Origin of the sequence: Ornithinibacillus bavariensis (genome assembly GCF_018333235.1) — a bacterium.
In the GTDB taxonomy this organism is placed as follows: Bacteria; Bacillota; Bacilli; order Bacillales; family Amphibacillaceae; genus Ornithinibacillus; species Ornithinibacillus bavariensis.
The window spans coordinates 26529-49242 of record NZ_BORP01000006.1 but is presented as its reverse complement, the minus strand read 5'-3'; the positions used below and the strand labels follow the sequence as shown (position 1 = coordinate 49242).

The following is a 22714-nucleotide window of genomic DNA, read 5'->3' as shown; positions in this document are numbered from 1 at the left end:
ATGGTTCAACTATATGATGATGAACGACTAGACTATCTAGTCGCAGATGAAAGCTTACAAATTATTCAAAGTCCTACTGCCTTCTCCTTTTCCCTTGATGCCGTATTATTAGCAAATTTTGCGTCTATACCAATAAGTAGAGGGTCTATATTAGACCTATGTAGTGGGAATGGGGCAATTCCACTCTTGCTTTCAAGACATACAAGAGCATCGATTATTGGAGTAGAAATTCAGGACCGTATCATAAGTATGGCAAAGCGCAGTATTGAACTAAATGATTTAACAGAGAAAATAACGATGATACATGGTGATATCCGTAATTTAAAGGATCAGCTTCAGCATAGTAGCTTTGATACAGTAACCTGTAATCCACCTTATTTTAAAACACCTCAGCGTACGGAGTATAATCAAAATGAGTACTTAACCATTGCGAGACATGAGCTATATTGTACCTTAGAGGATGCGGTGAAGGCATGTAAATTATATGTGAAACCAGGTGGTAAGGTCGCTATGGTACATCGCCCAGGTAGACTTGTCGATATCATAATGACATTTAGAGAACATAAAATTGAGCCCAAGCGTTTACGTCTTGTCTATCCAAAAAAAGGACGTGAAGCGAATATGCTATTAATAGAGGGAATTCGTGATGGGAAAGCAGATTTACATATCCTACCACCATTAATTATCTATAAGGACGATGGAACCTATACAGATGAAGCAAAGGAGATTATTTATGACTGAGGAAGAACATACTGTCTATATCTTAAAATGCAATGATAACACGCTATATACAGGTTACACGAATGATCTTGAGCATCGCCTAAAAATGCATGAGTCTGGAAAAGGTGCTAAATATACACGTGGTCGAGGCCCCTTTCAAGTGATGTTTGTAGAAAGATATCCAACAAAGGAAGCTGCAATGAAGCGAGAATATGAAATTAAGCAATTAACAAGAAAAGGTAAGTTTCAATTAATACGTGATAAATTGAAAGAGGTTATGCATTATGCTGATTCAAAAGAGCTTTGAGCCGCGAGAAGAAGGAACGTTATATGTGGTTCCAACACCGATAGGAAATTTAGAGGATATAACCCATCGTGCTCTTTCTACCTTACAAACAGTCTCTGTAATTGCTGCAGAAGATACTAGAAATACGAAAAAGCTACTGAATCATTTTGAAATAGCTACACCACTTCTTAGTTATCATGAGCACAATAAACTGGAAAGGGAAAAGCAACTGTTAGAACGGTTAGCAAATGGAGAATCGATTGCTATTGTTAGTGATGCAGGCATGCCGGCAATCTCAGACCCAGGGTTTGAGATCGTAGAAGCAGCTATCCAGCATCAATATTCTGTTGTTGTTTTACCTGGAGCAAATGCAGCCTTATGTGCGTTAGTTGGTTCAGGGTTATCTAGTAAGGAATTTCTATTCTATGGATTTTTGCCGAGAAAACAAAAAGATAAGGAGGCTGAGCTTGACCGTCTAGGTAGGTTGAAAGCGACTCTATTATTTTACGAATCCCCTTATCGAATAAAGGATACGTTAAGGACAATTTCTAAAACACTGGGAAATAGGAGAATCGCTATTGCTCGTGAATTGACAAAGCGATTTGAGGAATTTGTTCGAGGTACAGTGGAAGAGCTGGTAGGTTGGGCTGAGGACCAAGAGCTAAAAGGTGAATTCTGTATTGTAGTAGAAGGTAGTTCTGAAGAGCCAATAAATATAGAAGATAATTGGTGGGATGGTTTAACTGTAGTGGAGCATGTTGAATATTATATGAACGAAAAAGGTCTATCTAGTAAGGATGCTATTAAACAGGTTGCTAAGGATAGAGGCTTACCAAAGCGTGACGTATATCAAAGCTATCACATAAAAGAGTAAAATTTTCCTGAAAAACGTAAAAAAAGAGCCAAATCTATTCAGTTTGGCCTTTTTTTATGTTTTTCATAACTTTTTTTCATAGCTTATTTAAAACGTGATTGAATTTCTTGTATGAGAAGCTTGGCGCCCTCTGGACTTAAAACAATTTTACCGTCTGCCAATGCGATATTCTCATCAGAGGATTCACCAGTAATTTGACAGGCCATATTTGGTTGATACTTCTTTAATATGACCTTGTCATTGTCAACGTAAATTTCTAATGGATCTTTAATGTTTATGTCCAATGTCCGTCGTAACTCTATTGGAATTACGACTCTTCCCAACTCATCTACTTTTCTAACAATGCCAGTTGATTTCATAATACTTTCCCCTCCTCCTAATAATTCACACATAAATCGTCACTTTTCGACATTTCTTTTGCTTAATATTAGCAAAAATATCCTATTATCGTCAATTATATTCAGAAAAAACAAGAAATAATAGGAAAATTTTATGAATAACATTCTTTTCTTACCCCTTATACGATAGAACTAAACCATTTTCTTATAAATTCAATAATATTTTCCAATCGTTTTTATAAAAAAGGGAGGGATTAACAATAGAGAATTCGGAGAATAATTGCATGAAAGAGCCTTTCTAATAAACAAATATGGAAATCTATTGTTAAAATAGATACAATAGAAGAATCATTGAATCATCAAATATGACGAGGAGGTAATAGAATGGGTGAGAAGAAAACTTTTTATATTACAACACCTATTTATTATCCTAGTGGTAAATTACATATAGGGCATGCGTACTCTACTGTTGCAGGGGATGCTATTTCACGTTATAAGCGTATGCGTGGCTATGATGTCATGTATTTAACAGGTACGGACGAGCATGGTCAAAAAATTCAACGTAAAGCAGAAGAAAAAGGCGTTACGCCACAGGAATATGTGGATGAGATTGTAAGTGGTATTCAAGATTTATGGAAAAAGCTCAAAATAACAAATGACGATTTTATCCGGACAACACAGGAACGTCATACAAAGGTAGTTGCCAAGATTTTTGATCAATTGGTTAAGCAGGGGGATATCTATTTAGACGAATATGAGGGCTGGTACTGTACCTCTGATGAATCCTTCTTTACGGAGCGGCAATTAGTAGATGGACATTGTCCTGACTGTGGCGGTAAGGTAGAAATGGTGAAGGAAGAATCCTACTTCTTTAAAATGAGTAAATATGTAGACCGCCTTGTAAAATATTATGACGAGCATCCAGAATTTATACAGCCTGAAAGCCGTAAAAATGAAATGTTAAATAACTTTATCAAGCCGGGTTTAGAGGACTTGGCCGTTTCTCGTACGACATTTGATTGGGGTATCAAGGTACCTGGTAACCCGAAGCATGTTATTTATGTATGGATTGATGCATTAAGTAATTATATTACTGCACTCGGCTATGGAACAGAGAATGATGAGAAGTTTAGGAAATATTGGCCAGCAGATGTTCATTTAATGAGTAAGGAAATCGTTCGTTTCCATACGATTTATTGGCCAATCATGTTAATGGCTTTAGATTTACCATTACCGAAAAAGGTATTTGCTCATGGATGGATCTTAATGAAAGATGGAAAAATGTCTAAATCAAAGGGGAATGTTGTCGATCCAGTAAGCCTTATTGATCGTTATGGTTTAGATGCCTTACGTTATTATTTGCTTCGTGAGGTACCATTTGGATCTGATGGTGTATTTACTCCAGAAGGTTTTGTAGAGCGGACAAATTTTGACTTAGCGAATGATTTAGGGAACCTGCTTAATCGTACGGTAGCAATGATTGAGAAGTACTTTGATGGAAAGTTACCAGCGTATCAGCTTGGCGAGACCGAGGTAGATCAATCCCTTGAAGCTACTATTAAAGAATCGATTACACAGGTAGAAGAAGCACTTGAAGACATGCAGTTTTCTGTCGCACTCTCTACCATTTGGTCATTAATTAGTAGAACGAATAAATATATTGATGAGACACAGCCATGGGTGCTTGCGAAGGATGAGGCAAATAAAGATAGACTTGGTAATGTAATGGCCCATTTAGCAGATTCCTTACGTATTGTCGCTGTTATGCTACAACCATTTTTAACCGAGTCACCAGCTGAAATATTTAGACAACTAGGTATTCAAGAGGACGCCTTAAAAGAATGGGATAGTGTCTATAAACTAGGGCAAATTAAAGCAGGGACGGCTGTAGTAAAAGGTAGCCCACTGTTCCCACGACTAGATGTCAAAGAAGAAGTAGCAGCAATCAAAGCGATGATGCAAGGACCAAAAGTAGAAGAAAAAACAACCGAAGATAAGAAAGCAGAAATAGTCTATGACGACTTTATGAAGCTAGATATGCGCGTAGCAGAGGTTATTCATGCGGAAAAAATGGAAAAAGCAGATAAACTACTAAAATTACAGCTTGATCTAGGAACAGAAAAACGTCAGGTTATCTCCGGTATCGCGAAATTTTATACACCGGAAGAAATGGTAGGAAAAAAAGTTATCTGTGTGACAAACTTAAAACCTGTAAAATTACGTGGCGAGCTTTCAGAGGGTATGATTTTATCTGGTGAGGATGAGAACGGCAAGCTTTCTCTAGCAACTGTCGAAGAATCACTACCAAATGGATCTATTGTAAAATAAGGATAGAAAAACAAAAGAGGTCAGTATCTACAAATGTAGAATTCTGACCTTTTTTAAAGGTTTTAACATGAACGGATGCTCAAGCTTTGGCATCCCTATGATTTTCTAAGTAGAAAGGATAATTACGATGCTTTTTGACACACATGTTCATATGAATGCAACACAATTTATCGAAGATCGTGACGAAGTAATTCATCGTGCATTTGCCAATGGTGTACAGTATATGGTAGTTGTTGGCTTTGATCGAGAGACCATTCCACTTGCCATCGAAATTGCCGAGCAATACGATACGATTTACGCGGCGGTCGGTTGGCATCCTGTAGATGCGGTTGATATGACCGATGAGGATTTAGCTTGGATAGAGGAATTATCACATCATCCAAAGGTTGTCGCTATTGGTGAAATGGGGCTTGACTATCATTGGGATAAGTCCCCAAAGGATGTCCAAAAGGAAGTATTTCGGAAACAAATTCAGCTAGCAAAAAAAGTTAACATGCCAATTATCATTCATAATCGAGAAGCAACAGAAGATATTCTTCAGATACTTGAGGAAGAAGGGGCATCCGAGGTGGGAGGAATTATGCACTGCTATAATGATTCCGTACAATATGTACAGCAGTGTCTGGATATGAACTTCTATATTTCATTGGGAGGACCAGTAACCTTTAAAAATGCGCCTTTACCGAAGGAGGTAGCTGTAGAAGTCCCGATCGATCGTTTATTAGTGGAAACAGATGCACCATATTTAGCTCCACATCCAAATCGGGGAAAACGAAATGAGCCATCTTATGTTAAACTAGTGGCAGAAAAAATAGCAGAATTAAGGGGTATTTCTTTAGAAGAATTGAGTAAAAAAACAACTGAAAATGCCTTTAAACTATTTCAAATTAATCGCTAAAAAGTAAAAAAGATACTAATTATAGATAAAAAAGACTAGAAAAAAATTCTAGTCTTTTTGCTTTTGTAATAGTTCTACCGTTCTAGTAGTAGCAAGCGTTCTCAGCTTTTAAACGGGTTGGAATATTATGGTTGAATTACCCATTGTAACCAAATTGTAAAGAGACCGTAATCCTATTACCATTTACTTTTACATAATAGTGTCTATATAATCAATTCGAATAAGGAGGCAAGATGCATGCGAATTCTTTCAAAGCTATTGCCGGCCTCGAGACGGAAGCTGGTTATGTCATGTATCGGCATCGCAGCACTAGCTACATTTACTACTATACTAATCTTTCAGGCAACCGAGCGAGAAGTAGTATTTTCAGAAAATGGAGAAGTTAGGACTATTGACACCCATGCCGATACGATTAAGGAATTGCTTGAAGAAGTAGGTATTACAGTAGGAGATCACGATTTCATTTCACATGATATAAATACTAAAATTATAAATGGAATGGAAATAGCATATAAAAAAGCCAACAAAGTAATGCTTTCAATTGATGGAAACAAGAAGATGTATTATACAGTTGCTGATACTGTTGAAGCGTTTCTAAAAGAGAATAATATTTCTATCACTGATCGTGATGACATTTCTCATTCGTTAACAGGAGCTATAAACGATGATATAACATTAACGATTCATCAAGCTTTTGAGGTAACGATTGATGATGGTGGTAAAAAGGTAAAAGCCTGGTCAACTGGCGGCACTGTAGAAGAACTGTTAAAGAAGAATAATATTGTACTAACAGAGCTTGATAAAGTAGAACCAGAAATAGAAAAGACCGTTCAAAAGGACAGTACGATCTCCATCGTTCGAATTGAGAAAAAGACAGAAGAAGTAAAGGACACTATTGCTTTTAAAACAGAAACTCGTAAAGATAGTTCTCTAGAAAAAGGCAGTGAAAAGGTCCTTGCATCAGGTTCAGACGGAGCCGTGCTAAAAACCTATGAAGTGACATATGAAAATGGTAAAGAAGTTAAGCGGGAACTACTAAAAGAAAAAGTTACAAAAGAAAGTGAAAACCGCATTGTTGTCGTAGGCACCAAGGAATCAAAAAACCTAGTAGCGCTTTCTAGTAGTGGTGGGAGAGAGTTTACAATGACAGCAAGTGCATTTACTGCTTATTGTAATGGATGCTCAGGAAATACTGCTACTGGAATAAATTTAAAGGCGAACCCTAACACAAAATTAATTGCCGTAGACCCAAGTGTTATTCCACTTGGAACAAGAGTTTGGGTTGAGGGCTATGGGGAAGCTATTGCTGGAGATACAGGTGGTCATATCAAAGGCAATCGAATCGATATACATGTCCCAACAAAAGCAGATGCTTACAAGTGGGGAGTAAGAAAAGTTAAAGTAATTATTCTAGATTAAATGAAATTCATGCTCTTACCATGTTATAGTGGTAAGAGCATATTTTATTTTTGACAAAGTGAGGAACAATTCTTGAGGATAAAAGAAATAATTGTTGTAGAAGGAAAAGATGATACAGCAAAAATCAAGCAAGCTGTTGATGCTGATACAATTGAAACAAATGGTTCTGCTATTAATCAAAAGACCTTGCAGCAAATTAAACATGCAAAGGAAAAACGTGGTGTAATTATTTTCACGGACCCTGATTATCCTGGCGAACGAATTCGACATATCATTGATCAGGCTGTACCTGGATGTAAGCATGCTTTTTTAACAAAGGATAAAGCAAGAGCAAAGCATCCGAACAATAAAAGCTTAGGAATAGAACATGCGACGGTGGAAGCAATTAGACAGGCGCTAGAAGATGTGCATGAATTAGCAAATCTGGAACAAATCAACATTACAAAAGAGGATTTAATACATCACCAGCTTATCGGTGGACCTGGTGCAAGTCGAAAGCGAGAAAAACTAGGGGAGCTATTACAAATCGGACATACTAATGGAAAACAGCTATTAAAGCGTCTAATGATGTTTCAAATTACGAAAGAGCAATTTGAAGAGGCAATGCTTACAATAGAGCAGGAGGACATTCATGGATAAGAAGTATATTGCAACACCAAATCGTACAAAAGAAATTTTACAAACTTATCAATTTACCTTCAAAAAAAGCCTTGGCCAGAATTTCTTAGTCGATGTGAATGTTTTGCAAAACATCATCAACCATGCGGGAATTGACAAGCAATCAGGAACCATTGAAATTGGTCCAGGGATTGGCGCATTAACAGAGCAATTAGCGATTCATTCGAGCAAGGTAGTTGCTTTTGAAATAGATGGACGCCTATTACCGATTTTAGAGGAAACACTTCATGATTATGAAAATGTTCAAATTATCCATGAAGATATATTAAAGGCTAATGTACATGAGATTATAAGGGAAAATTTCTCCACCGATCAAACCATTCATATCGTAGCAAATTTGCCTTATTATATTACGACCCCAATTTTAATGAAGCTTTTGCGGGAAAGGCTACCAGTCGATAGTATAACAGTAATGATTCAAAAGGAAGTTGCTGACCGTATGGCAGCATCACCTAATACGAAAAGCTATGGGTCTTTATCGATTGCTGTTCAATATTATACAGAAGCTAAAGTGGTCATGAATGTACCTAAAACAGTATTTATGCCACAGCCAAATGTAGACTCGAGTATCTTAAGACTCGTTGCTAGGGAAGAGCCTCCAGTCTTCGTGGAGGATGAAGATTACTTTTTCACACTTGTGCAGGCGTGTTTTGCACAGAGAAGGAAAACGTTAAGAAATAACTTAACAAGCCATTTTAAAGGTATGTTCGAAAAGGAAAAAATAAATGCTATCTTAGATTCAATTGGTATTGATGGAACAAGGCGCGGGGAATCCCTTGATATGAAAGAATTTAGTGTGCTGGCAAATGCCTTCTATAATCAACAAAATGAAGCGTAGCGGATGGATTACGAAACCATTCGCTTTTTATATTGCTTTAAAGCACGTATTAGGCATGGTACTCATACGCTATAGGGTAGAATGCTTTCTAGCCTTTGAAAGCTGTGAGGTGGATATATGGAACGCAGAGTAGCAGGTGAATTAGTAACCAGAAAATCCTATAATCATGATTTATTATTTCGCATATCATCGATTACCCAAGAAAAAGCTATCTTACATGGTGAAGATATTCGTTTGGAAGCAGATGCACCATTAGATGACTTAGTGAAGGTGGAGGAAAGGGAATTACAGAATAGAAGGAAGGAGGGAAAGGAAAAAGAGGAATTTTCCTATCGTCTCTTCCGTCAGGATTATCAGCTAATGAAGGAGAAACGAGATTTCCAATCAACGGATGGCTATCAATATGCCGATTACTTCCAATTGCCTGCAAAGGTATTGCATTTAGATGGTGACCCAATATACTTAAGAAAATGTATCGCATTATACCAACGCTTAGGTTTACAGGTACATGGGGTTCATGTAAATGAAAAAGAAATGCCATTTCAAATCGTTACACTACTAGAAAAAATTCAGCCCGATATTATTGTCATTACTGGCCATGATTCATTTTCTAAAAGTAAAGGATCAAAGGATGACATACGTGCCTACAGGCATTCAAAATATTTTGCTGAAACGGTCCGTGAGGCAAGGAAACGAATACCTCACTTAGACCAGCTTGTTATTTTTGCAGGTGCATGTCAATCTCACTTTGAATCCTTAATTCGAGCTGGGGCAAACTTCGCAAGCTCACCACTTCGAATTAATATCCACGCTTTAGATCCCGTGTATATAGCAGCTAAAGTCGCCTATACACCATTTATGGAGAAGGTAAGTGTATGGGATGCACTCCGTAATACATTAACTGGTGAAAAGGGCATGGGGGGAGTTGAAACCCGAGGACTAATGCGTACTGGACTTCCGTATTTAACAGAGGAAGGTGAACCCGATTCCAGTGAGCCCCCTACCAAAGAATAGACAGTGGAATAGAGCTCGACAGGCCATCGTGGCTAGTCGGGTTCTATTATCATATAACTAACTAATTGCATGCTCCTCTGAATATTTCTACAAGTATACCTTCCTCATTTTGTCCCCGTTCTTGTGGACCGCTAAAAATATACAAAAAGTGAAGTAATCGCTTGCCCCCCTTCTAAGGAGTCTAGAAAAGCCACTTTTTCCTTATACCGCATAAAGGTTATCGGAATTATGATGGCAATTTGGGGTCCAAAGGTATCCAACCTGTAACAATCGCACCGCCCTCAGGGTGATTTTTTAAGACGATGTCCCCGCCGTGATGCCTAATAATCCGTTGTGCGATCGTTAATCCTAACCCACTTCCTCCAGTATGGCGGTTTCTCGATACTTCTCCCCGATATAAGGGTTCAAATGCTCGCTTCAGCTCCTCCGTGGAGAAGCCTTCCCCTGTATCACGTAAAGTAAATATGTGTTTGCCATCAGCTTGATAACTATGAACAAAAATATTACCACCAAAAGGTGTATGCCTTACCGCATTGTCCATTAAATTATTAATTGCTCTACCTAGCAAGTGGGAATCCCCGAAGATATTTCCATCATCCTCCGACTTATTCAAGACAATAGAAATATTCTTCTCTTGAGCATTTGGGGTAAGATTTTCAATGGAAAGTTGTATTAACTGTGTAAGGTAAACAGTCGATTTCTTCAGCTTCATTTCTTGGTAGTCCGTTTTTGTATAGGTGAACAGGTCTTCTACTAGGCAATCGAGCTGCTGCGACTTTTCTTTGCATACAGCGATATACTTTGCTCTCTTTTCCGGTGAATCCGCAATGCCCTGATCAAGTCCAGCTAAATAACCACGTAAAGCGAATAATGGCGTTCGTAAGTCATGGGCAACAGCAGCAATAACGAAACGACGTTCTTCCTCTAACGCTGCTTGTTTCTGAAACGCCTCTTTTAACCCTTTTACCATAACGCTAAATCCCTCATTGACATCAGCGACTTCCTTAATGAATGATTTAGGTAAGTTCACATCCAGATCTCCCTCTGCTATTTGCCTTGCACAATAGCTCAGCCTTTCCAGTGGCTTCAGAATATAGAATCGTACGACACATGCAATGATGATAATGGAGAGAATCAGTCCACCGATAGCGGCAATCATTGGAATTATTCTAGAGTTTGTATACGATATTGTCACCCTACCTAACAGTTCCCCATCCTGTATGACGGAGAAATGTTCTGTTTTCATAAATGGTTTGTTAGGTTTGGATGTGGATTGAAAAATAACCTGATTTGACTGAGATTGAATGGATACATCCATGTTCATTTGTTGTAAATGGTGTTTAAATTGGCGTTGCCAATTAGGGTTCGTCCAGTTATGTGTATTTTCATCTACGAGATGAATCGTGTCTTCCAGCTGCTCCTTCTGTAGATCATCCATATCGATATGGAGCTGCTTTGTTGTAATAAAGTGAGCAGGTAAAAAAAACAACCATGGTACGAGCAACGTAAGAAATATACAATATATCGTAAGTGTTCGGATTCGTATCGTTCTCATCTTACTCTCCTTTAAAGCGATAACCTATACCCCATTCGTTTACGATGAATACTGGATGATTAGGATCTGCTTCTATTTTCTCTCGAAGGCGACTAATATGTACCCGAACAGTATGCTTATCGCCTACTCCCTCCCAAAATTTATCAAGTAGTTGTTCATATGAGAAAACAAATTTCGGATGTTTCGCAAATAATTGTAATAAGTCATATTCTTTCGGTGTCAGGGAGATACTTTTACCTTCGATGAAAACTTCCCTCATGGAGATATCGATGGTAAGACGACCATAATTTAATATCCTTCTATTAAAGTCTTGTGAACTTGATCTGCGTAATACTGCCTTTACTCTTGCTACGATTTCAGCAGGTGAAGCTGTTTTGACGATATAATCATCTCCTCCAAGTGCAAAACCTCGAATTTTATCCACATCGTCACTTCGGGCACTCAAAAAAAGGATAGGGACATCGCTCTCCTCGCGAATTTGTCGGCATAAATCAAACCCATTTTGTTCTGGCATCATAATGTCTAGAACAATACACTGTATCATTTCTCGCTTTAGAACATCCAATGCCTGAGTAGCTCTGTATGCCGTTTTTACATCAAATCCATCATTCTCAAGGAAATCCTGTAATAGCTCGACAATACTCTTGTCATCATCTACAACAAGAACTGTTTGGTTTCCCGTCATTCGTAACCCACCTTTTTTCTACAAGCCTACTAGAATCAACTTTAGTTTATCACTTTTCTAATTAGGAACAAGGTTGGACGTACGTTTTGTGATGGATTGTGATTGTTTTGTGATATTTATGTAACTTCATTTGAGATACTTCATGCTTATTCTTTACCTTGGAACTACGAATTCTCTTTTTAAGAAATCTACTAAAAAATCGATAACAATACGGAGGTCTTGTGCATGCATGTTCAAATTATATTGTTCGATGGGTTTGATTTATTAGATGCAATAGCACCTTATGAAGTTTTTACTGCAGCAGCTATGTACGCAAAGGAAGAAGTTACCGTTAAACTTGTCTCAGCTGAAGGGGAACGAATGGTGACAAGTGGAGTAAATCAGCTGAAGCTAAGAGCAAGTGAAAAATTAGTTACACAATCAGGTGGCATCATTCTTGTCCCAGGTGCATCTGGTTCAGTAGATGCAAATGATCCAGACGCTATACCAGTTAAACTACAACGAGCAACAGAGACGGAATTAAGCGATCTACTAACAGAGGCATTTCACAATCCTGACATCTTGCTTTCCACTGTTTGTGGAGGCTCTCTTATCCTAGCAATGATCGGATTACTAGAGGGACGTTATGCAGTTTCACATCATATGGGAATGGATCTTTTGAGCACAACTGGTGCTAACGCTATTCATGCACGGGTGGTAGATGATGGTGATCTCATTACTGGAGGTGGTGTCACTTCAGGACTAGATCTTGCCCTTTATTTAGTGGAACGAGAGCTGGGTCCTCGTATTGCACATGCTGTGGAGCAATTGTTTGAATACGAGCGAAGAGGAACCATTTGGAGGGCAGAAGGAAATGCACCGAATGAGAGCCAAAAAGAGGATTCCCTCGAAGCACCTATTTTAGAATCATCAAACCAAATAAACGAATTAATCGATTTTCAAGGGGTATGGGATACCACCATTTCTACTCCTATTGGAAAATTATCCGTATTACTCCATTTATCAGCGGAAAATGGGCGGATAGTTGGAACAGCAAGGCAAGGCAAGGAACTAGTAACGTTAGATAACCCCGTATTAGAAGGAAATACCTTAAAGTGGACCATGAAAGTGACAAAGCCCATGCATCTCACGTTAAAGTTTACCGTCACTGTAGATGGAAATGAAATGCATGGGGTTGCAAAAGCTGGAATGCTTCCATCATCCAAATTAAGTGGACATCGTATTTCATAAAGGAGTGTGGGAAGGATGTATTCGATTTTACTATTTGTCCACGTACTAAGTTCTTTAGTTTTAGGAACCTTTCTTGCTTTACCCTTCGTGATGAATACGTTGTTTTCTAGAACAGGGGATGAGTTAAAGGCTATTATAAGAACGGTTTTGAATTTTACTCGAAGTGGGCATTATGCATTGATTTTTTTAACCATTTCAGGAGGGTGGATGATAATGGCTTATCGATCATACCCTTCTAAATTATGGTTAGTAGTAGCAATTTTACTACTTTTGATGATTGGTGGCATGGTGGGAATGATTCAAAAAAACATGAAAAGGATTATTGGATCAGAGAATCCAGAGGAGCTAGTAGCTAATCATAGGTTAACGTTAAAAAGATTTGCATGGTTAATTAGCTTATTCATTATTGCTGCTATTTTTATCATGACAAATCGTAGTTTATTTTATTAATAAGTCAATGGAGGAATAAATGGAATGAAAAAATTTACGCTCATCATGGTCCTCATTATTCCGATTATGTGGGTATTCCATACTTTTTCAAAGAATTTCATGGTTGATCCTACATTTGAAAAATTTATATTGAAGAAGGATGACATTTTATCAAATGAATCCTTATGGGTAATTATGATTCGTATTCATATTTTGCTAGCTATTCTATCCCTTCTTACCGGGCCATTAGGAATATTGAAGAAAATACGAGTTAACGCAATGAACTTTCATCGTTGGAATGGACGATTATACGTCTTGTTTATTATGTTGAATTTTATTCCAGGATTCTATGTCTCCTTCTTTGCAACAGGAGGGTGGCTTAGCACAATAGGGTTTCATATCTTAAATACATTATGGCTTGGAACGACAATGATGGGTTATTGGAATATTAAACGGAAAAGAGTAATTGTACATAGTAAGTGGATGACTCGAAGCTTCTTTCTCTCCTTTGCCAATATGACAATTTATATTATTGTGCTCATTACCCATACAATTATGAATGTACCCTATGGAATTTCCTACACGATTGCGGTGTGGTCATGCTGGTTTCTTAATCTATTCATTGCAGAAATTTTGATTAGAAAAAAGATATTCTTATAAGAATATCCCTCTGAATTGCAAAAGGTAAAAAGACGCTTCCTCTAGCTTTTAGAGAGTGAAGAGTCTTTATTAACCCAACGACTTTAGTTCTTCTTTTAAATAATCGATCACTGTAACACGTTCCTGACTATCTGGATTATCATACAAAAGCTGTTCAGTAAATTCCCATATGTCCTCAAGTCTTCTTCTTTTTTGATAAAACTCCAAGGCATCCTGATCAAGCGAATAATGAGGATGTCTTTTTTGGTATTTACTTAAGAACGCTTCAAAATATGGTTTGTCGACTAGGAACATCATATCAGCTTCAACAGGAGCTAATTTTAATCCTTCCCAATCGATTAACATTAATTGCGCTGATTGCATTAAATTCCAGTAATGCAAATCAGTATGACATAAGGCCAGCCTTCCATTTTTAGTTTTTAATAGCTCTGATAGTATTTCAACCCTGTCAATCGTTTCCTTTAGCACATAGCGATACATGGTGATCAGTTTTCTAACGTCAATGGAAACATTTGCATTTCTATTGTCCACTATGCTTCGTAAAGGCTCTAAAAAAGGAACATGATAGTCTTCTTTTATTGCATTCGTATCAAAGGGTATATCTTCTCCATAAACATGTAGTTCTGATATCAAATATGTCAGCTGCTGAATTTGACTACCCGTTAATTCCTTGTCGCCAATGGTTTCTCCCTCAATATAATCGTATAGTAAATAAATATTATCCTCGTCTTCACATAGATATATCCCTGTATTAGTTAGGTAAGGTGTGGGAATTTTTCCCTGCAAATTACTATTATTATTTAGCCAAATCAATATAGGAACATATTGTTCGATTCGTTTTGTTAATTTTGGAGTAGAGGCTCTACTTTTTTCGTATGCTTTGAGAAAATATTTCTTTGTTTCATCGGACACCTCATAAGCTAAAGCAGCCCATCCACCTTGCTGCTTGCGATAATTAACCATGTCTATATCATAGTGGTTCGTTAGTATCGTTTTAAGGTTATCCATATCGTTCACTTCCTTCGTTAAATACTCAATAGAAAGCCTTTTAATTGAGTCGACCATCCTCCTTTCATTATAGATTTCGTACTATGTAAGATAAAGTGATTTCATAATAAATATCTTTAACCAATCAGCATGACATTTAATTGAATTAGAAAAAAGGGTTAAGAATATAAGTTATGGTAATGAACCTTATTAAGATTGTCGCATTGGCAGAAGACACGAAAAAGAAAAAGTTTAAAAATAAAATACATATTTTGTTAACAATTTGTCATAATAACATCAATAGGGTAATTTTAGTTGTTGACATCGAAAAACAAATATTGATATAATATAAATTTTATTTGACTTTTATACAAGCTTATGATATAGTTAAAATACAGTGAGGTGGAGTGAATTGGCTAAAACTTTAATTGAAATAAAACAAGGTCTTGAAGGTCAGATTGGAAAAAGGCTGACGTTAAAAGCTAACGGAGGCAGAAGGAAGACGATAGAAAGATCGGGAGTATTAGCTGAAACGTATCCTTCTGTATTTATTGTAGAACTCGACCAAGAAGAAAATGCTTTTGAACGTGTGTCATATAGTTACGCAGACGTTCTTACAGAAACAGTAGAACTTAACTTCAATGATGAAAATACAAAATCAGTAGTAATGGACCAGTAGCCTAAAGGTGAACTGGTCCTTATTTTTTGTCTTTTATTTCCTTACCCTCCAAATAGTTACTTGGTTATAGACTGAACAAATAGTAAAAACTAAGCATGTCGTAACAAGTTATAACAGAAAGGGGTTGTTCTTTCATGGGTAGACGTGGAATAATGTCAGACCAATTGAAAGAAGAAATTGCTAAAGAGTTAGGCTTTTACGACACTGTGCAAAAAGAAGGCTGGGGCGGAATAAAGGCAAGGGATGCCGGGAACATGGTTAAGCGTGCAATTGAAATAGCCGAGCAAAATATGCAGAGGAGACCATAATCGGTCTGCTCTGTATTTTTGTGAGGAGGGATGATCTCGAAATATGCGCCCAATGGACAGTGAACTCAAGATTCGGGAGTGTGCTCTCAAAATAAACCTAAATAACCACACCCAAAAAATACAATACTCTCAGTCGCTTCCACCTTTTTTTAATATATGTTACAATTTCCATACATGAAAAAAGTAGGTGACGGAGATGACTCATTTTGAAAAAGCACCTGCTAAAATCAACCTTTCTCTTGATGTGTTAGGAAAGCGGAATGATGGTTATCATGATGTCGAAATGATCATGACGACCGTTGATTTAGCAGACCGAATTGAGTTGAATACCATACAGGAAGATCGTATTGAGGTTTCCTTATGGAGCCGGTATGTACCAAATGATGAGCGGAATTTGGCTTATAAGGCAGCGAAGGCCTTTAAGACAAAATATAATATAACAAAGGGTGTACATATAAAAATTGAAAAGGTCATTCCTGTATCAGCTGGTTTGGGGGGCGGAAGTACGGATGCTGCCGCAGTCTTAAGAGGACTAAATAAATTATGGAAAATGAATATTCCTACAGCAGAGCTGGCGGCGCTTGGGGCAACATTAGGCTCGGACATTCCATTTTGCGTTTACGGGTCAACTGGAATGGCGAAGGGGTATGGTGAAATTATTGAACCATTACCTTCACCACCACCTTTCTGGGTAATTTTGGCTAAACCGGATATTGGGGTATCTACTCGAACCGTTTTTCAACGAGTGAAAATGGACGAGATTATTCACCCGAATACAGAAGGTGTTGTTCAGGCGTTATATAATAAAAATTTTGCAATGCTTTGTGAAATGATTGGTAATGCATTAGAACCCATTACAATTTCTCTTCACCCAGAGGTTCAACGAATCAAAGAAAAAATGATGCTTGCTGGGGCAAGGGGAGTTTTAATGAGTGGAAGTGGTCCGACGGTTTACGGATTGGTTGAACAGGAAACGAAAGCACAGAGAATTTATAATAGCATGAAAGGTTTTTGTGAAGAGGTATATTTGGTTCGTTTGATTGGCTAGCCCTTGCTAAAGTCATATAATGGTGTTAAGTTAAGATAAGAAAATTCGGTTTTCGAGGTGAAGGCATGAAGAGAAGCGGGCGGTTAGTTGCTTTGACCAACTTTTTTCTAGAAAATCCAAGAGTACATAAAAATTTACCTTCGTTTTCGGAAAAATATAATGCGGCTAAAGCATCTATCAGTGAAGACTTGGATATTATTGACCAGCTATTTCAAGATGAGGGTCTAGGTTATTTAAAACGAACGGCTGGATCTGCAGGTGGTGTGATGTATATCCCTGAGTCTTCGCGAAATAATGGTATAGCGTTTGTTAAAAAGCTATGTGAACGATTAATGGACCCCAATCGTATCCTTCCAGGAGGATATTTGTATATGAGTGATATATTAGGAGAGCCCAGTACGGTACGGGAAATAGGGCGTATTTTTGCATCTAAGTTTTCCGACTTGGAAATTGATGTCGTTGTAACAGTTGCTACGAAGGGAATTCCGCTAGCCTATGCGGTTGCTTCCTTTTTAAACGTTCCGGTTGTCATTGTAAGAAGGGACCCTAAGGTTACAGAAGGATCATCGGTCAGCATCAATTATGTTTCGGGATCCTCAAGAAAAATTCAAACCATGGTTTTACCGAAGCGTAGTTTAGCAGAGGGCTCTAACGTTTGTATTATTGACGACTTCATGAAAGCAGGAGGAACAATCAATGGAATGGTAAGCCTGCTAAAGGAATTTGATGCAAATGTAAGAGCTATTGGGGTGCTTGCTGAAGCGGATGATGAAGAAGAGGAACGAATTGTTAATCATTATACATCTTTAGTGAAGATATCTAATGTTGATATTAAGCAAAATTTCATCTCGGTACAATTAGGAAATTTCATTGAATAGATTATGTGCAATAAGATCTTTTTTTACAGAAAGGGTCTTATTTTTTTGTTTTTGTGAAAATAATTAAACTTTTTTCAATTCTAGGCAGGATTTTTACATTTTTTGTAGAATTACTTACATTAACTTATAGACGAAAAGGTGGTGAAACAGCATGGAAGTAACTGACGTAAGATTACGCCGTGTTAATACGGAAGGTAGAATGCGTGCAATCGCATCTATTACGTTAGATCAGGAATTCGTAGTTCATGATATCCGAGTTATCGACGGAAATAATGGATTATTCGTGGCAATGCCTTCTAAACGAACTCCTGATGGTGAATTCAGAGATATCGCACATCCGATAAACTCTAATACACGTTCTAAGATTCAAGATGCAGTATTAGAAGAATATCGCCGTGCGGGTGAAGAAGTGGAATATGAGGAGGCTGGCGCTTCCTAAAAATGAAACCCTTTTCAACACAACTTAGAGGTCTAATCTCCTTAAGATTAGCCTTCTTTTTTTGTTTCCCCGTTTTTTCCACAAATTGACTCATTTACATATATTAAATAAGCATTTCTCCTATTGCTTTCGGTTGAAATCATCAGTTTTTTGAGATATAGTCAAAATGGAAATGGAAAGCATATAATGCAATTACTCACTAATTAAGGTATTGGAGGATTTCCTCGTGACAAAGAGATATGCTATCATCCTTGCCGCTGGACAAGGAACAAGAATGAAATCAAAGCTCTATAAAGTACTGCATCCTGTTTTAGGAAAACCAATGGTGCAGCATGTGTTGGAACATGTTAAAGCTGTAGGACTAGAGGAGATTGTAACTGTAGTAGGCTATGGCTCTGATAAAGTAAAAGAGCAGCTTGGTGAGACGTCCGAGTATGTGCTTCAAGAGGAACAGCTTGGAACTGGACATGCAGTGATGCAGGCTGAGGAATTATTACAAGATAAAAAAGGTACTACCATCGTAGTATGTGGGGATACACCACTCATTTCTGAAGAAACCTTTCATAAGCTTGTAGAATTTCACGAAAAAGAAGGATCCAAGGCTACCATATTAACTGCTAAGGCTGAAAAACCGTATGGTTACGGAAGAGTTATTCGAAATGCTAATCATGAGGTAGAGCGGATTGTCGAACAAAAAGATGCGAGTCCGGAAGAGCTCTTAGTAGATGAGATTAATACAGGCACTTATTGCTTTGATAATGAAGTATTATTTGAGGCATTAAGAAGTGTCACAAATGAAAATGCTCAAGGTGAATATTATTTAACAGATGTTATTGAAATACTGAAAAAGAAATCGGAAAAGGTTATGGCATTTTTATGCCCAGATTTCGATGAGACATTAGGTGTCAATGATCGATTAGCACTAGCGCAAGCAGAAAAGCTTATGAAGCGTCGTATCAATGAAATGCATATGCGTAATGGTGTTACCATTATCGATCCAGATAATACTTATATTGAGACTGATGTTGTAATTGAATCAGATGTTGTCATTTACCCAGGAACGATGATTTCTGGTCCCTCTATTATTCGTGAAAATGCAATAATTGGTCCTAACAGTGAAATCGTAAATTGTGAGGTTGGTAAGGATACCGTTATTAAACAAAGTGTGGCCACAGATAGTAAAATCGGTGAGCGCGTTAAAATAGGACCTTTCGCTCATATTCGCCCAGATGCAGTGATAGCTGATGAGGTGAAGATCGGTAACTTTGTAGAAATTAAAAAATCCGAACTTGGTGTTGGAAGTAAGGTTTCTCATCTAAGCTATATCGGAGATGCGCAAGTTGGGAGCAATGTGAACATCGGATGTGGTACAATAACAGTGAACTATGATGGTAAAAACAAACACTTAACTACCATTGAAGATGATGCATTTATTGGCTGTAATTCAAATTTAATTGCTCCTGTAACAATTGGAAAAGGATCATATGTTGCTGCAGGTTCTACAATTACCAAGGATGTACCAGCAGATGCATTGTCTGTAGCACGTGCAAGACAGGCGAATAAGGAAGGCTATGCTACAAGAATAAAGAACAGACTTAAGGATAAAAATTAACGGAGGGTAAGTTCATGTCTCAATACCAGAATTCAAACATGAAGGTTTTTTCACTAAATTCGAACCTAAAATTAGCCGAGGAAATTGCCGACCATATAGGGATTTCACTAGGGAAGTGTACGGTAACGACATTTAGTGATGGGGAAGTACAGATTAACATTGAAGAAAGTGTACGTGGCTGTGATGTATATGTTGTTCAATCAACAAGTTCACCCGTAAACCAGCATCTTATGGAGTTATTAATTATGCTAGATGCCCTAAAACGTGCATCAGCTAAAACCATTAATGTTGTCATGCCATATTATGGGTATGCGAGACAGGACCGAAAAGCACGTGCTAGGGAACCAATTACAGCGAAATTAGTAGCTGATTTAATTGAAACCGCTGGTGCTGACCGAGTAATAACATTAGATTTACATGCTCCGCAAATTCAAGGATTTTTCGATCGTCCTATTGATCACTTACAGGGAGTTCCTCTATTATCAGATTACTTTGAGGCAAAAAATTTCGATGATATTATCATTGTTTCTCCAGATCACGGTGGTGTAACACGAGCAAGAAAAATGGCTGATCGATTGAAGGCGCCTATTGGTATTATTGATAAGAGAAGACCACGTCCAAATGTGGCAGAGGTTATGAATATTATTGGGAATGTAGAAGGAAAAACAGCCATCCTAATTGATGATATTATTGATACTGCTGGAACGATTACCTTAGCAGCTAATGCGTTAGTTGAAAACGGTGCGAAAGAGGTATACGCTTGTTGTACACACCCTGTTCTATCAGGACCAGCAATTGAACGTATTGAAAACTCCAATATTAAGGAATTGGTCATTACAAATTCTATCCCATTGCCTAAGGATAAGATGATTGATAAAATCACACAGCTATCTGTTGCAGCACTAATTGGTGAAGCAATCATTCGAGTACATGAACAACAATCCGTTAGTATTTTATTTGATTAATGTTTAATGAAGTTCGATTAGGGTAAACATACTATAGATGCAAAGGTTGAATTAGATAAAAATTTCATACGAGAAAGTTTGTGACAGTGGATGACTCTAGTTTTACTAATTTGAAAGGGATGATTATGATGTCAGTAACCTTAAAAGCAATGAAACGAGAAGATCATGCAAAGTCGGCAACTAAAAAGCTCAGAAAAAGTGGACAAGTCCCAAGTGTCGTCTACGGAAAAGAAAAGGAATCTAAATCAATAGCAGTTGATGGTATGGAACTTATGAAAACTGTACGAGATGAAGGTAAAAATGCCATTATCTCATTGAACATTGAGGGAGAAGCTCCTGTCAATGTTATGCTACACGAATATCAGACTGATAAAATTAAGGGTCAGGTAATACATGCGGATTTCTTTGTTTTGAACATGGAACAAGAAATGGATACTGCTGTCCCGGTGCGACTAATTGGGGAGCCTGAGAATGGTGTTGTTCAACAGCCACTATTTGAGGTACAGGTTCGTGCTAAACCAACAGATATTCCAAGCGAAATTACCATTGATATCTCAACACATAGCATTGGAGATATTGTCTCTGTAGCAGAAATTCCAAAGTCAGCAGCATATCAAGTATTAGAGGATAAAGATACGGTTATTGCAAGTATCCTTGCACCTAATACAAATGCTGATATGGAAGGTACAGAGGAAACGAGCGCAGAGCCTGAATTTACTGGTGAAGCACAGACAGATGCAAATGCAGACTAACAGATGACATAATAATGTAAAGCATAAATAAGAGAACCCTCCATATATATCTCTTTATATGGAGGGATTATTGTATTTTCAAAGAATGTGAATGAAATCCAAGGTTGCTAGCCCTATGTTTCACGGATTAGCAAATTATTGGTTATATAATAGGGTGCTTTTGATACACATCATATTTTGAAAAAGGAAGATTTAGGATGAAATGTATTGTTGGATTAGGAAATCCAGGAGTAAAATACGAGTCTACTAGACATAATATAGGCTTTATGGTGATTGATGAACTAGTAACGCGGAATAATTTTCAGCTAAATAAAGATAAATTTAAAGGTAAGTATGCTATCGAAACTATTAACGGTGAGAAGATTTTATTGTTAAAACCACAAACCTATATGAATCTCTCCGGCGAATCACTTCGACCACTTATGGATTACTTTAATATTGATTTAGAAGATGTTCTTATAATCTATGACGATTTAGATTTACCTCCAGGAAAAATACGATTACGTCAAAAGGGTGGTCATGGGGGACATAATGGAATTCGTTCCATTATTGATCACCTTGGCACAAAGGACTTTAAGCGAATTCGTATCGGAATAGGTCGTCCAACTAATTCCCAACCAGTTGTTGATTATGTTCTTGGTACTTTTCCGGATGATCAGCAATCAATGGTACAAGAAAGTGTTGAAAAGGCAGCTGATGCCTGTGTTAGATGGTTAGAGACGCCATTTGAGGAAGTAATGAATGAATTTAACAATAAGGAATAGAATTTCAGTAATCATCGTATAAATTGTTCCTTTTCGGATAAACCTAATAACTAATCGTTCATGTTTATCCGAGGAGGTTTTTGAAATGTCAATTGTCTATACATGTAGACATTGCGGGCATGTAATCGGTGAAATTAATGAGACAATGGTTGATACCAATGCTCTTGGTTGGAATAAGCTAACAAATGAGGAAAAAAAAGAAATGATTCACTATAATTCAAATGGGGATGTTCACATTCAAGCGATTTGCGAAAATTGCGAGGAGTCGTTAGGACATCATCCGGAATATCATGAATTAGATTATTTTATACAGTAATGAGATAGAAGTAA

Annotated in this window: 26 protein-coding genes; 22 read left to right on the top strand and 4 right to left on the bottom strand. The window is 37.5% G+C overall.

Annotated features, from left to right (window positions below):
- The 3 genes from KI338_RS14020 to rsmI are packed head-to-tail and all read left to right on the top strand — an operon-like array spanning position 1 to position 1880.
- Positions 1-741, top strand: a complete 741-nt coding sequence (locus tag KI338_RS14020) for a tRNA1(Val) (adenine(37)-N6)-methyltransferase (protein ID WP_212921644.1) — start codon at positions 1-3, stop codon at positions 739-741.
- A complete protein-coding gene (locus tag KI338_RS14015) occupies positions 734-1027 on the top strand; it encodes a GIY-YIG nuclease family protein (RefSeq protein ID WP_212921643.1) in 294 nt (97 codons plus the stop codon). Before KI338_RS14020 ends, KI338_RS14015 begins: the two co-directional genes overlap by 8 nt.
- On the top strand, positions 1005-1880 hold the full coding sequence (gene rsmI / locus KI338_RS14010; RefSeq protein ID WP_212921642.1) for a 16S rRNA (cytidine(1402)-2'-O)-methyltransferase: 876 nt from the start codon (positions 1005-1007) through the stop codon (positions 1878-1880). Before KI338_RS14015 ends, rsmI begins: the two co-directional genes overlap by 23 nt.
- A gap of 83 nt (positions 1881-1963) precedes the next feature.
- On the opposite strand, the gene abrB is transcribed toward rsmI, so the two are convergent.
- Entirely contained in the window at positions 1964-2239 is a 276-nt protein-coding gene (gene abrB, locus KI338_RS14005) for a transition state genes transcriptional regulator AbrB (protein ID WP_212921641.1), read from the bottom strand.
- Positions 2240-2602: 363 nt separating this feature from the next.
- On the opposite strand from abrB, the gene metG reads away from it, so the two are divergent.
- From metG to yabG, 6 genes are all read left to right on the top strand, one after another.
- Positions 2603-4546: a methionine--tRNA ligase gene (gene metG / locus KI338_RS14000; protein WP_212921640.1), complete on the top strand. Its 1944-nt coding sequence runs from the start codon at positions 2603-2605 to the stop codon at positions 4544-4546.
- A gap of 127 nt (positions 4547-4673) precedes the next feature.
- Positions 4674-5444 (top strand): TatD family hydrolase, encoded by a 771-nt coding sequence (locus KI338_RS13995; protein ID WP_212921639.1) that lies wholly within the window; start codon positions 4674-4676, stop codon positions 5442-5444.
- Positions 5445-5681: 237 nt separating this feature from the next.
- Entirely contained in the window at positions 5682-6863 is a 1182-nt protein-coding gene (locus KI338_RS13990; protein ID WP_212921638.1) for a resuscitation-promoting factor, read from the top strand.
- 72 nt (positions 6864-6935) lie between these two features.
- Positions 6936-7502, top strand: coding sequence for a ribonuclease M5 (gene rnmV, locus KI338_RS13985; protein ID WP_212921637.1), 567 nt, complete (start codon positions 6936-6938; stop codon positions 7500-7502).
- Positions 7495-8379, top strand: a complete 885-nt coding sequence (rsmA, locus tag KI338_RS13980; RefSeq protein WP_212921636.1) for a 16S rRNA (adenine(1518)-N(6)/adenine(1519)-N(6))-dimethyltransferase RsmA — start codon at positions 7495-7497, stop codon at positions 8377-8379. The genes rnmV and rsmA overlap by 8 nt, the downstream gene beginning before the upstream one ends.
- Positions 8380-8496: 117 nt before the next feature.
- Positions 8497-9393: a sporulation peptidase YabG gene (yabG, locus tag KI338_RS13975; RefSeq protein ID WP_212921635.1), complete on the top strand. Its 897-nt coding sequence runs from the start codon at positions 8497-8499 to the stop codon at positions 9391-9393.
- Positions 9394-9619: 226 nt separating this feature from the next.
- Here the strand turns inward: yabG and KI338_RS13970 are convergent, their stop codons facing one another.
- Positions 9620-10948 carry a HAMP domain-containing sensor histidine kinase gene (locus KI338_RS13970; RefSeq protein ID WP_212921634.1) on the bottom strand — a complete coding sequence of 443 codons (1329 nt, stop codon included), beginning with the start codon at positions 10946-10948 and terminating at the stop codon, positions 9620-9622.
- 1 nt (position 10949) lies between these two features.
- Positions 10950-11633: a response regulator transcription factor gene (locus KI338_RS13965; protein ID WP_212921633.1), complete on the bottom strand. Its 684-nt coding sequence runs from the start codon at positions 11631-11633 to the stop codon at positions 10950-10952.
- A 225-nt stretch (positions 11634-11858) separates the two neighbouring features.
- Here KI338_RS13965 and KI338_RS13960 point away from each other — a divergent pair, with 225 nt between their 5' ends.
- From KI338_RS13960 to KI338_RS13950, 3 genes are read left to right on the top strand one after another with little or no spacing between them, the layout of a single operon-like run.
- Positions 11859-12863, top strand: coding sequence for a DJ-1/PfpI family protein (locus tag KI338_RS13960; protein WP_212921632.1), 1005 nt, complete (start codon positions 11859-11861; stop codon positions 12861-12863).
- A 15-nt stretch (positions 12864-12878) separates the two neighbouring features.
- On the top strand, positions 12879-13313 hold the full coding sequence (locus KI338_RS13955) for a DUF2269 family protein (RefSeq protein WP_212921631.1): 435 nt from the start codon (positions 12879-12881) through the stop codon (positions 13311-13313).
- Between the two features lie 24 nt (positions 13314-13337).
- Positions 13338-13952 (top strand): DUF2306 domain-containing protein, encoded by a 615-nt coding sequence (locus KI338_RS13950; RefSeq protein ID WP_212921630.1) that lies wholly within the window; start codon positions 13338-13340, stop codon positions 13950-13952.
- Positions 13953-14021: 69 nt separating this feature from the next.
- Here the strand turns inward: KI338_RS13950 and KI338_RS13945 are convergent, their stop codons facing one another.
- Positions 14022-15017 (bottom strand): aminoglycoside phosphotransferase family protein, encoded by a 996-nt coding sequence (locus tag KI338_RS13945; protein ID WP_306345319.1) that lies wholly within the window; start codon positions 15015-15017, stop codon positions 14022-14024.
- A 334-nt stretch (positions 15018-15351) separates the two neighbouring features.
- Here KI338_RS13945 and veg point away from each other — a divergent pair, with 334 nt between their 5' ends.
- From veg to fin, 10 genes are all read left to right on the top strand, one after another.
- Complete coding sequence (gene veg / locus KI338_RS13940; RefSeq protein WP_212921629.1) at positions 15352-15618, top strand: biofilm formation stimulator Veg; 267 nt, start codon at positions 15352-15354, stop codon at positions 15616-15618.
- 134 nt (positions 15619-15752) lie between these two features.
- The gene (locus tag KI338_RS13935; protein WP_212921628.1) at positions 15753-15926 is read left to right on the top strand and encodes a small, acid-soluble spore protein, alpha/beta type; all 174 of its coding nucleotides are present in this window, start codon (positions 15753-15755) and stop codon (positions 15924-15926) included.
- A 196-nt stretch (positions 15927-16122) separates the two neighbouring features.
- Positions 16123-16974, top strand: a complete 852-nt coding sequence (ispE, locus tag KI338_RS13930; protein ID WP_212921627.1) for a 4-(cytidine 5'-diphospho)-2-C-methyl-D-erythritol kinase — start codon at positions 16123-16125, stop codon at positions 16972-16974.
- 65 nt (positions 16975-17039) lie between these two features.
- Complete coding sequence (gene purR, locus KI338_RS13925) at positions 17040-17852, top strand: pur operon repressor (RefSeq protein WP_212921626.1); 813 nt, start codon at positions 17040-17042, stop codon at positions 17850-17852.
- 151 nt (positions 17853-18003) lie between these two features.
- Complete coding sequence (spoVG, locus tag KI338_RS13920; RefSeq protein ID WP_047980716.1) at positions 18004-18291, top strand: septation regulator SpoVG; 288 nt, start codon at positions 18004-18006, stop codon at positions 18289-18291.
- Positions 18292-18517: 226 nt separating this feature from the next.
- Positions 18518-19903: a bifunctional UDP-N-acetylglucosamine diphosphorylase/glucosamine-1-phosphate N-acetyltransferase GlmU gene (glmU, locus tag KI338_RS13915; RefSeq protein WP_212921625.1), complete on the top strand. Its 1386-nt coding sequence runs from the start codon at positions 18518-18520 to the stop codon at positions 19901-19903.
- A 14-nt stretch (positions 19904-19917) separates the two neighbouring features.
- On the top strand, positions 19918-20868 hold the full coding sequence (locus tag KI338_RS13910) for a ribose-phosphate diphosphokinase (RefSeq protein WP_280530758.1): 951 nt from the start codon (positions 19918-19920) through the stop codon (positions 20866-20868).
- Positions 20869-20948: 80 nt separating this feature from the next.
- Entirely contained in the window at positions 20949-21620 is a 672-nt protein-coding gene (locus tag KI338_RS13905) for a 50S ribosomal protein L25/general stress protein Ctc (RefSeq protein WP_306345318.1), read from the top strand.
- A 197-nt stretch (positions 21621-21817) separates the two neighbouring features.
- A complete protein-coding gene (pth, locus tag KI338_RS13900; RefSeq protein WP_212921624.1) occupies positions 21818-22384 on the top strand; it encodes an aminoacyl-tRNA hydrolase in 567 nt (188 codons plus the stop codon).
- An 85-nt stretch (positions 22385-22469) separates the two neighbouring features.
- The gene (gene fin / locus KI338_RS13895; protein WP_212921623.1) at positions 22470-22700 is read left to right on the top strand and encodes an anti-sigma-F factor Fin; all 231 of its coding nucleotides are present in this window, start codon (positions 22470-22472) and stop codon (positions 22698-22700) included.
- Positions 22701-22714 lie beyond the last annotated feature (14 nt).

Coding starts and splice junctions, on each gene's coding strand:
- KI338_RS14020 (WP_212921644.1), top strand. CDS start 1: ATGGTTCAACTATATGATGATGAACGACTAGACTATCTAGTCGCAGAT.
- KI338_RS14015 (WP_212921643.1), top strand. CDS start 734: ATGACTGAGGAAGAACATACTGTCTATATCTTAAAATGCAATGATAAC.
- rsmI (WP_212921642.1), top strand. CDS start 1,005: ATGCTGATTCAAAAGAGCTTTGAGCCGCGAGAAGAAGGAACGTTATAT.
- abrB (WP_212921641.1), bottom strand. CDS start 2,239: ATGAAATCAACTGGCATTGTTAGAAAAGTAGATGAGTTGGGAAGAGTC.
- metG (WP_212921640.1), top strand. CDS start 2,603: ATGGGTGAGAAGAAAACTTTTTATATTACAACACCTATTTATTATCCT.
- KI338_RS13995 (WP_212921639.1), top strand. CDS start 4,674: ATGCTTTTTGACACACATGTTCATATGAATGCAACACAATTTATCGAA.
- KI338_RS13990 (WP_212921638.1), top strand. CDS start 5,682: ATGCGAATTCTTTCAAAGCTATTGCCGGCCTCGAGACGGAAGCTGGTT.
- rsmA (WP_212921636.1), top strand. CDS start 7,495: ATGGATAAGAAGTATATTGCAACACCAAATCGTACAAAAGAAATTTTA.
- yabG (WP_212921635.1), top strand. CDS start 8,497: ATGGAACGCAGAGTAGCAGGTGAATTAGTAACCAGAAAATCCTATAAT.
- KI338_RS13970 (WP_212921634.1), bottom strand. CDS start 10,948: ATGAGAACGATACGAATCCGAACACTTACGATATATTGTATATTTCTT.
- KI338_RS13965 (WP_212921633.1), bottom strand. CDS start 11,633: ATGACGGGAAACCAAACAGTTCTTGTTGTAGATGATGACAAGAGTATT.
- KI338_RS13960 (WP_212921632.1), top strand. CDS start 11,859: ATGCATGTTCAAATTATATTGTTCGATGGGTTTGATTTATTAGATGCA.
- KI338_RS13955 (WP_212921631.1), top strand. CDS start 12,879: ATGTATTCGATTTTACTATTTGTCCACGTACTAAGTTCTTTAGTTTTA.
- KI338_RS13950 (WP_212921630.1), top strand. CDS start 13,338: ATGAAAAAATTTACGCTCATCATGGTCCTCATTATTCCGATTATGTGG.
- KI338_RS13945 (WP_306345319.1), bottom strand. CDS start 15,017: ATGGTCGACTCAATTAAAAGGCTTTCTATTGAGTATTTAACGAAGGAA.
- KI338_RS13935 (WP_212921628.1), top strand. CDS start 15,753: ATGGGTAGACGTGGAATAATGTCAGACCAATTGAAAGAAGAAATTGCT.
- ispE (WP_212921627.1), top strand. CDS start 16,123: ATGACTCATTTTGAAAAAGCACCTGCTAAAATCAACCTTTCTCTTGAT.
- purR (WP_212921626.1), top strand. CDS start 17,040: ATGAAGAGAAGCGGGCGGTTAGTTGCTTTGACCAACTTTTTTCTAGAA.
- spoVG (WP_047980716.1), top strand. CDS start 18,004: ATGGAAGTAACTGACGTAAGATTACGCCGTGTTAATACGGAAGGTAGA.
- KI338_RS13910 (WP_280530758.1), top strand. CDS start 19,918: ATGTCTCAATACCAGAATTCAAACATGAAGGTTTTTTCACTAAATTCG.
- pth (WP_212921624.1), top strand. CDS start 21,818: ATGAAATGTATTGTTGGATTAGGAAATCCAGGAGTAAAATACGAGTCT.
- fin (WP_212921623.1), top strand. CDS start 22,470: ATGTCAATTGTCTATACATGTAGACATTGCGGGCATGTAATCGGTGAA.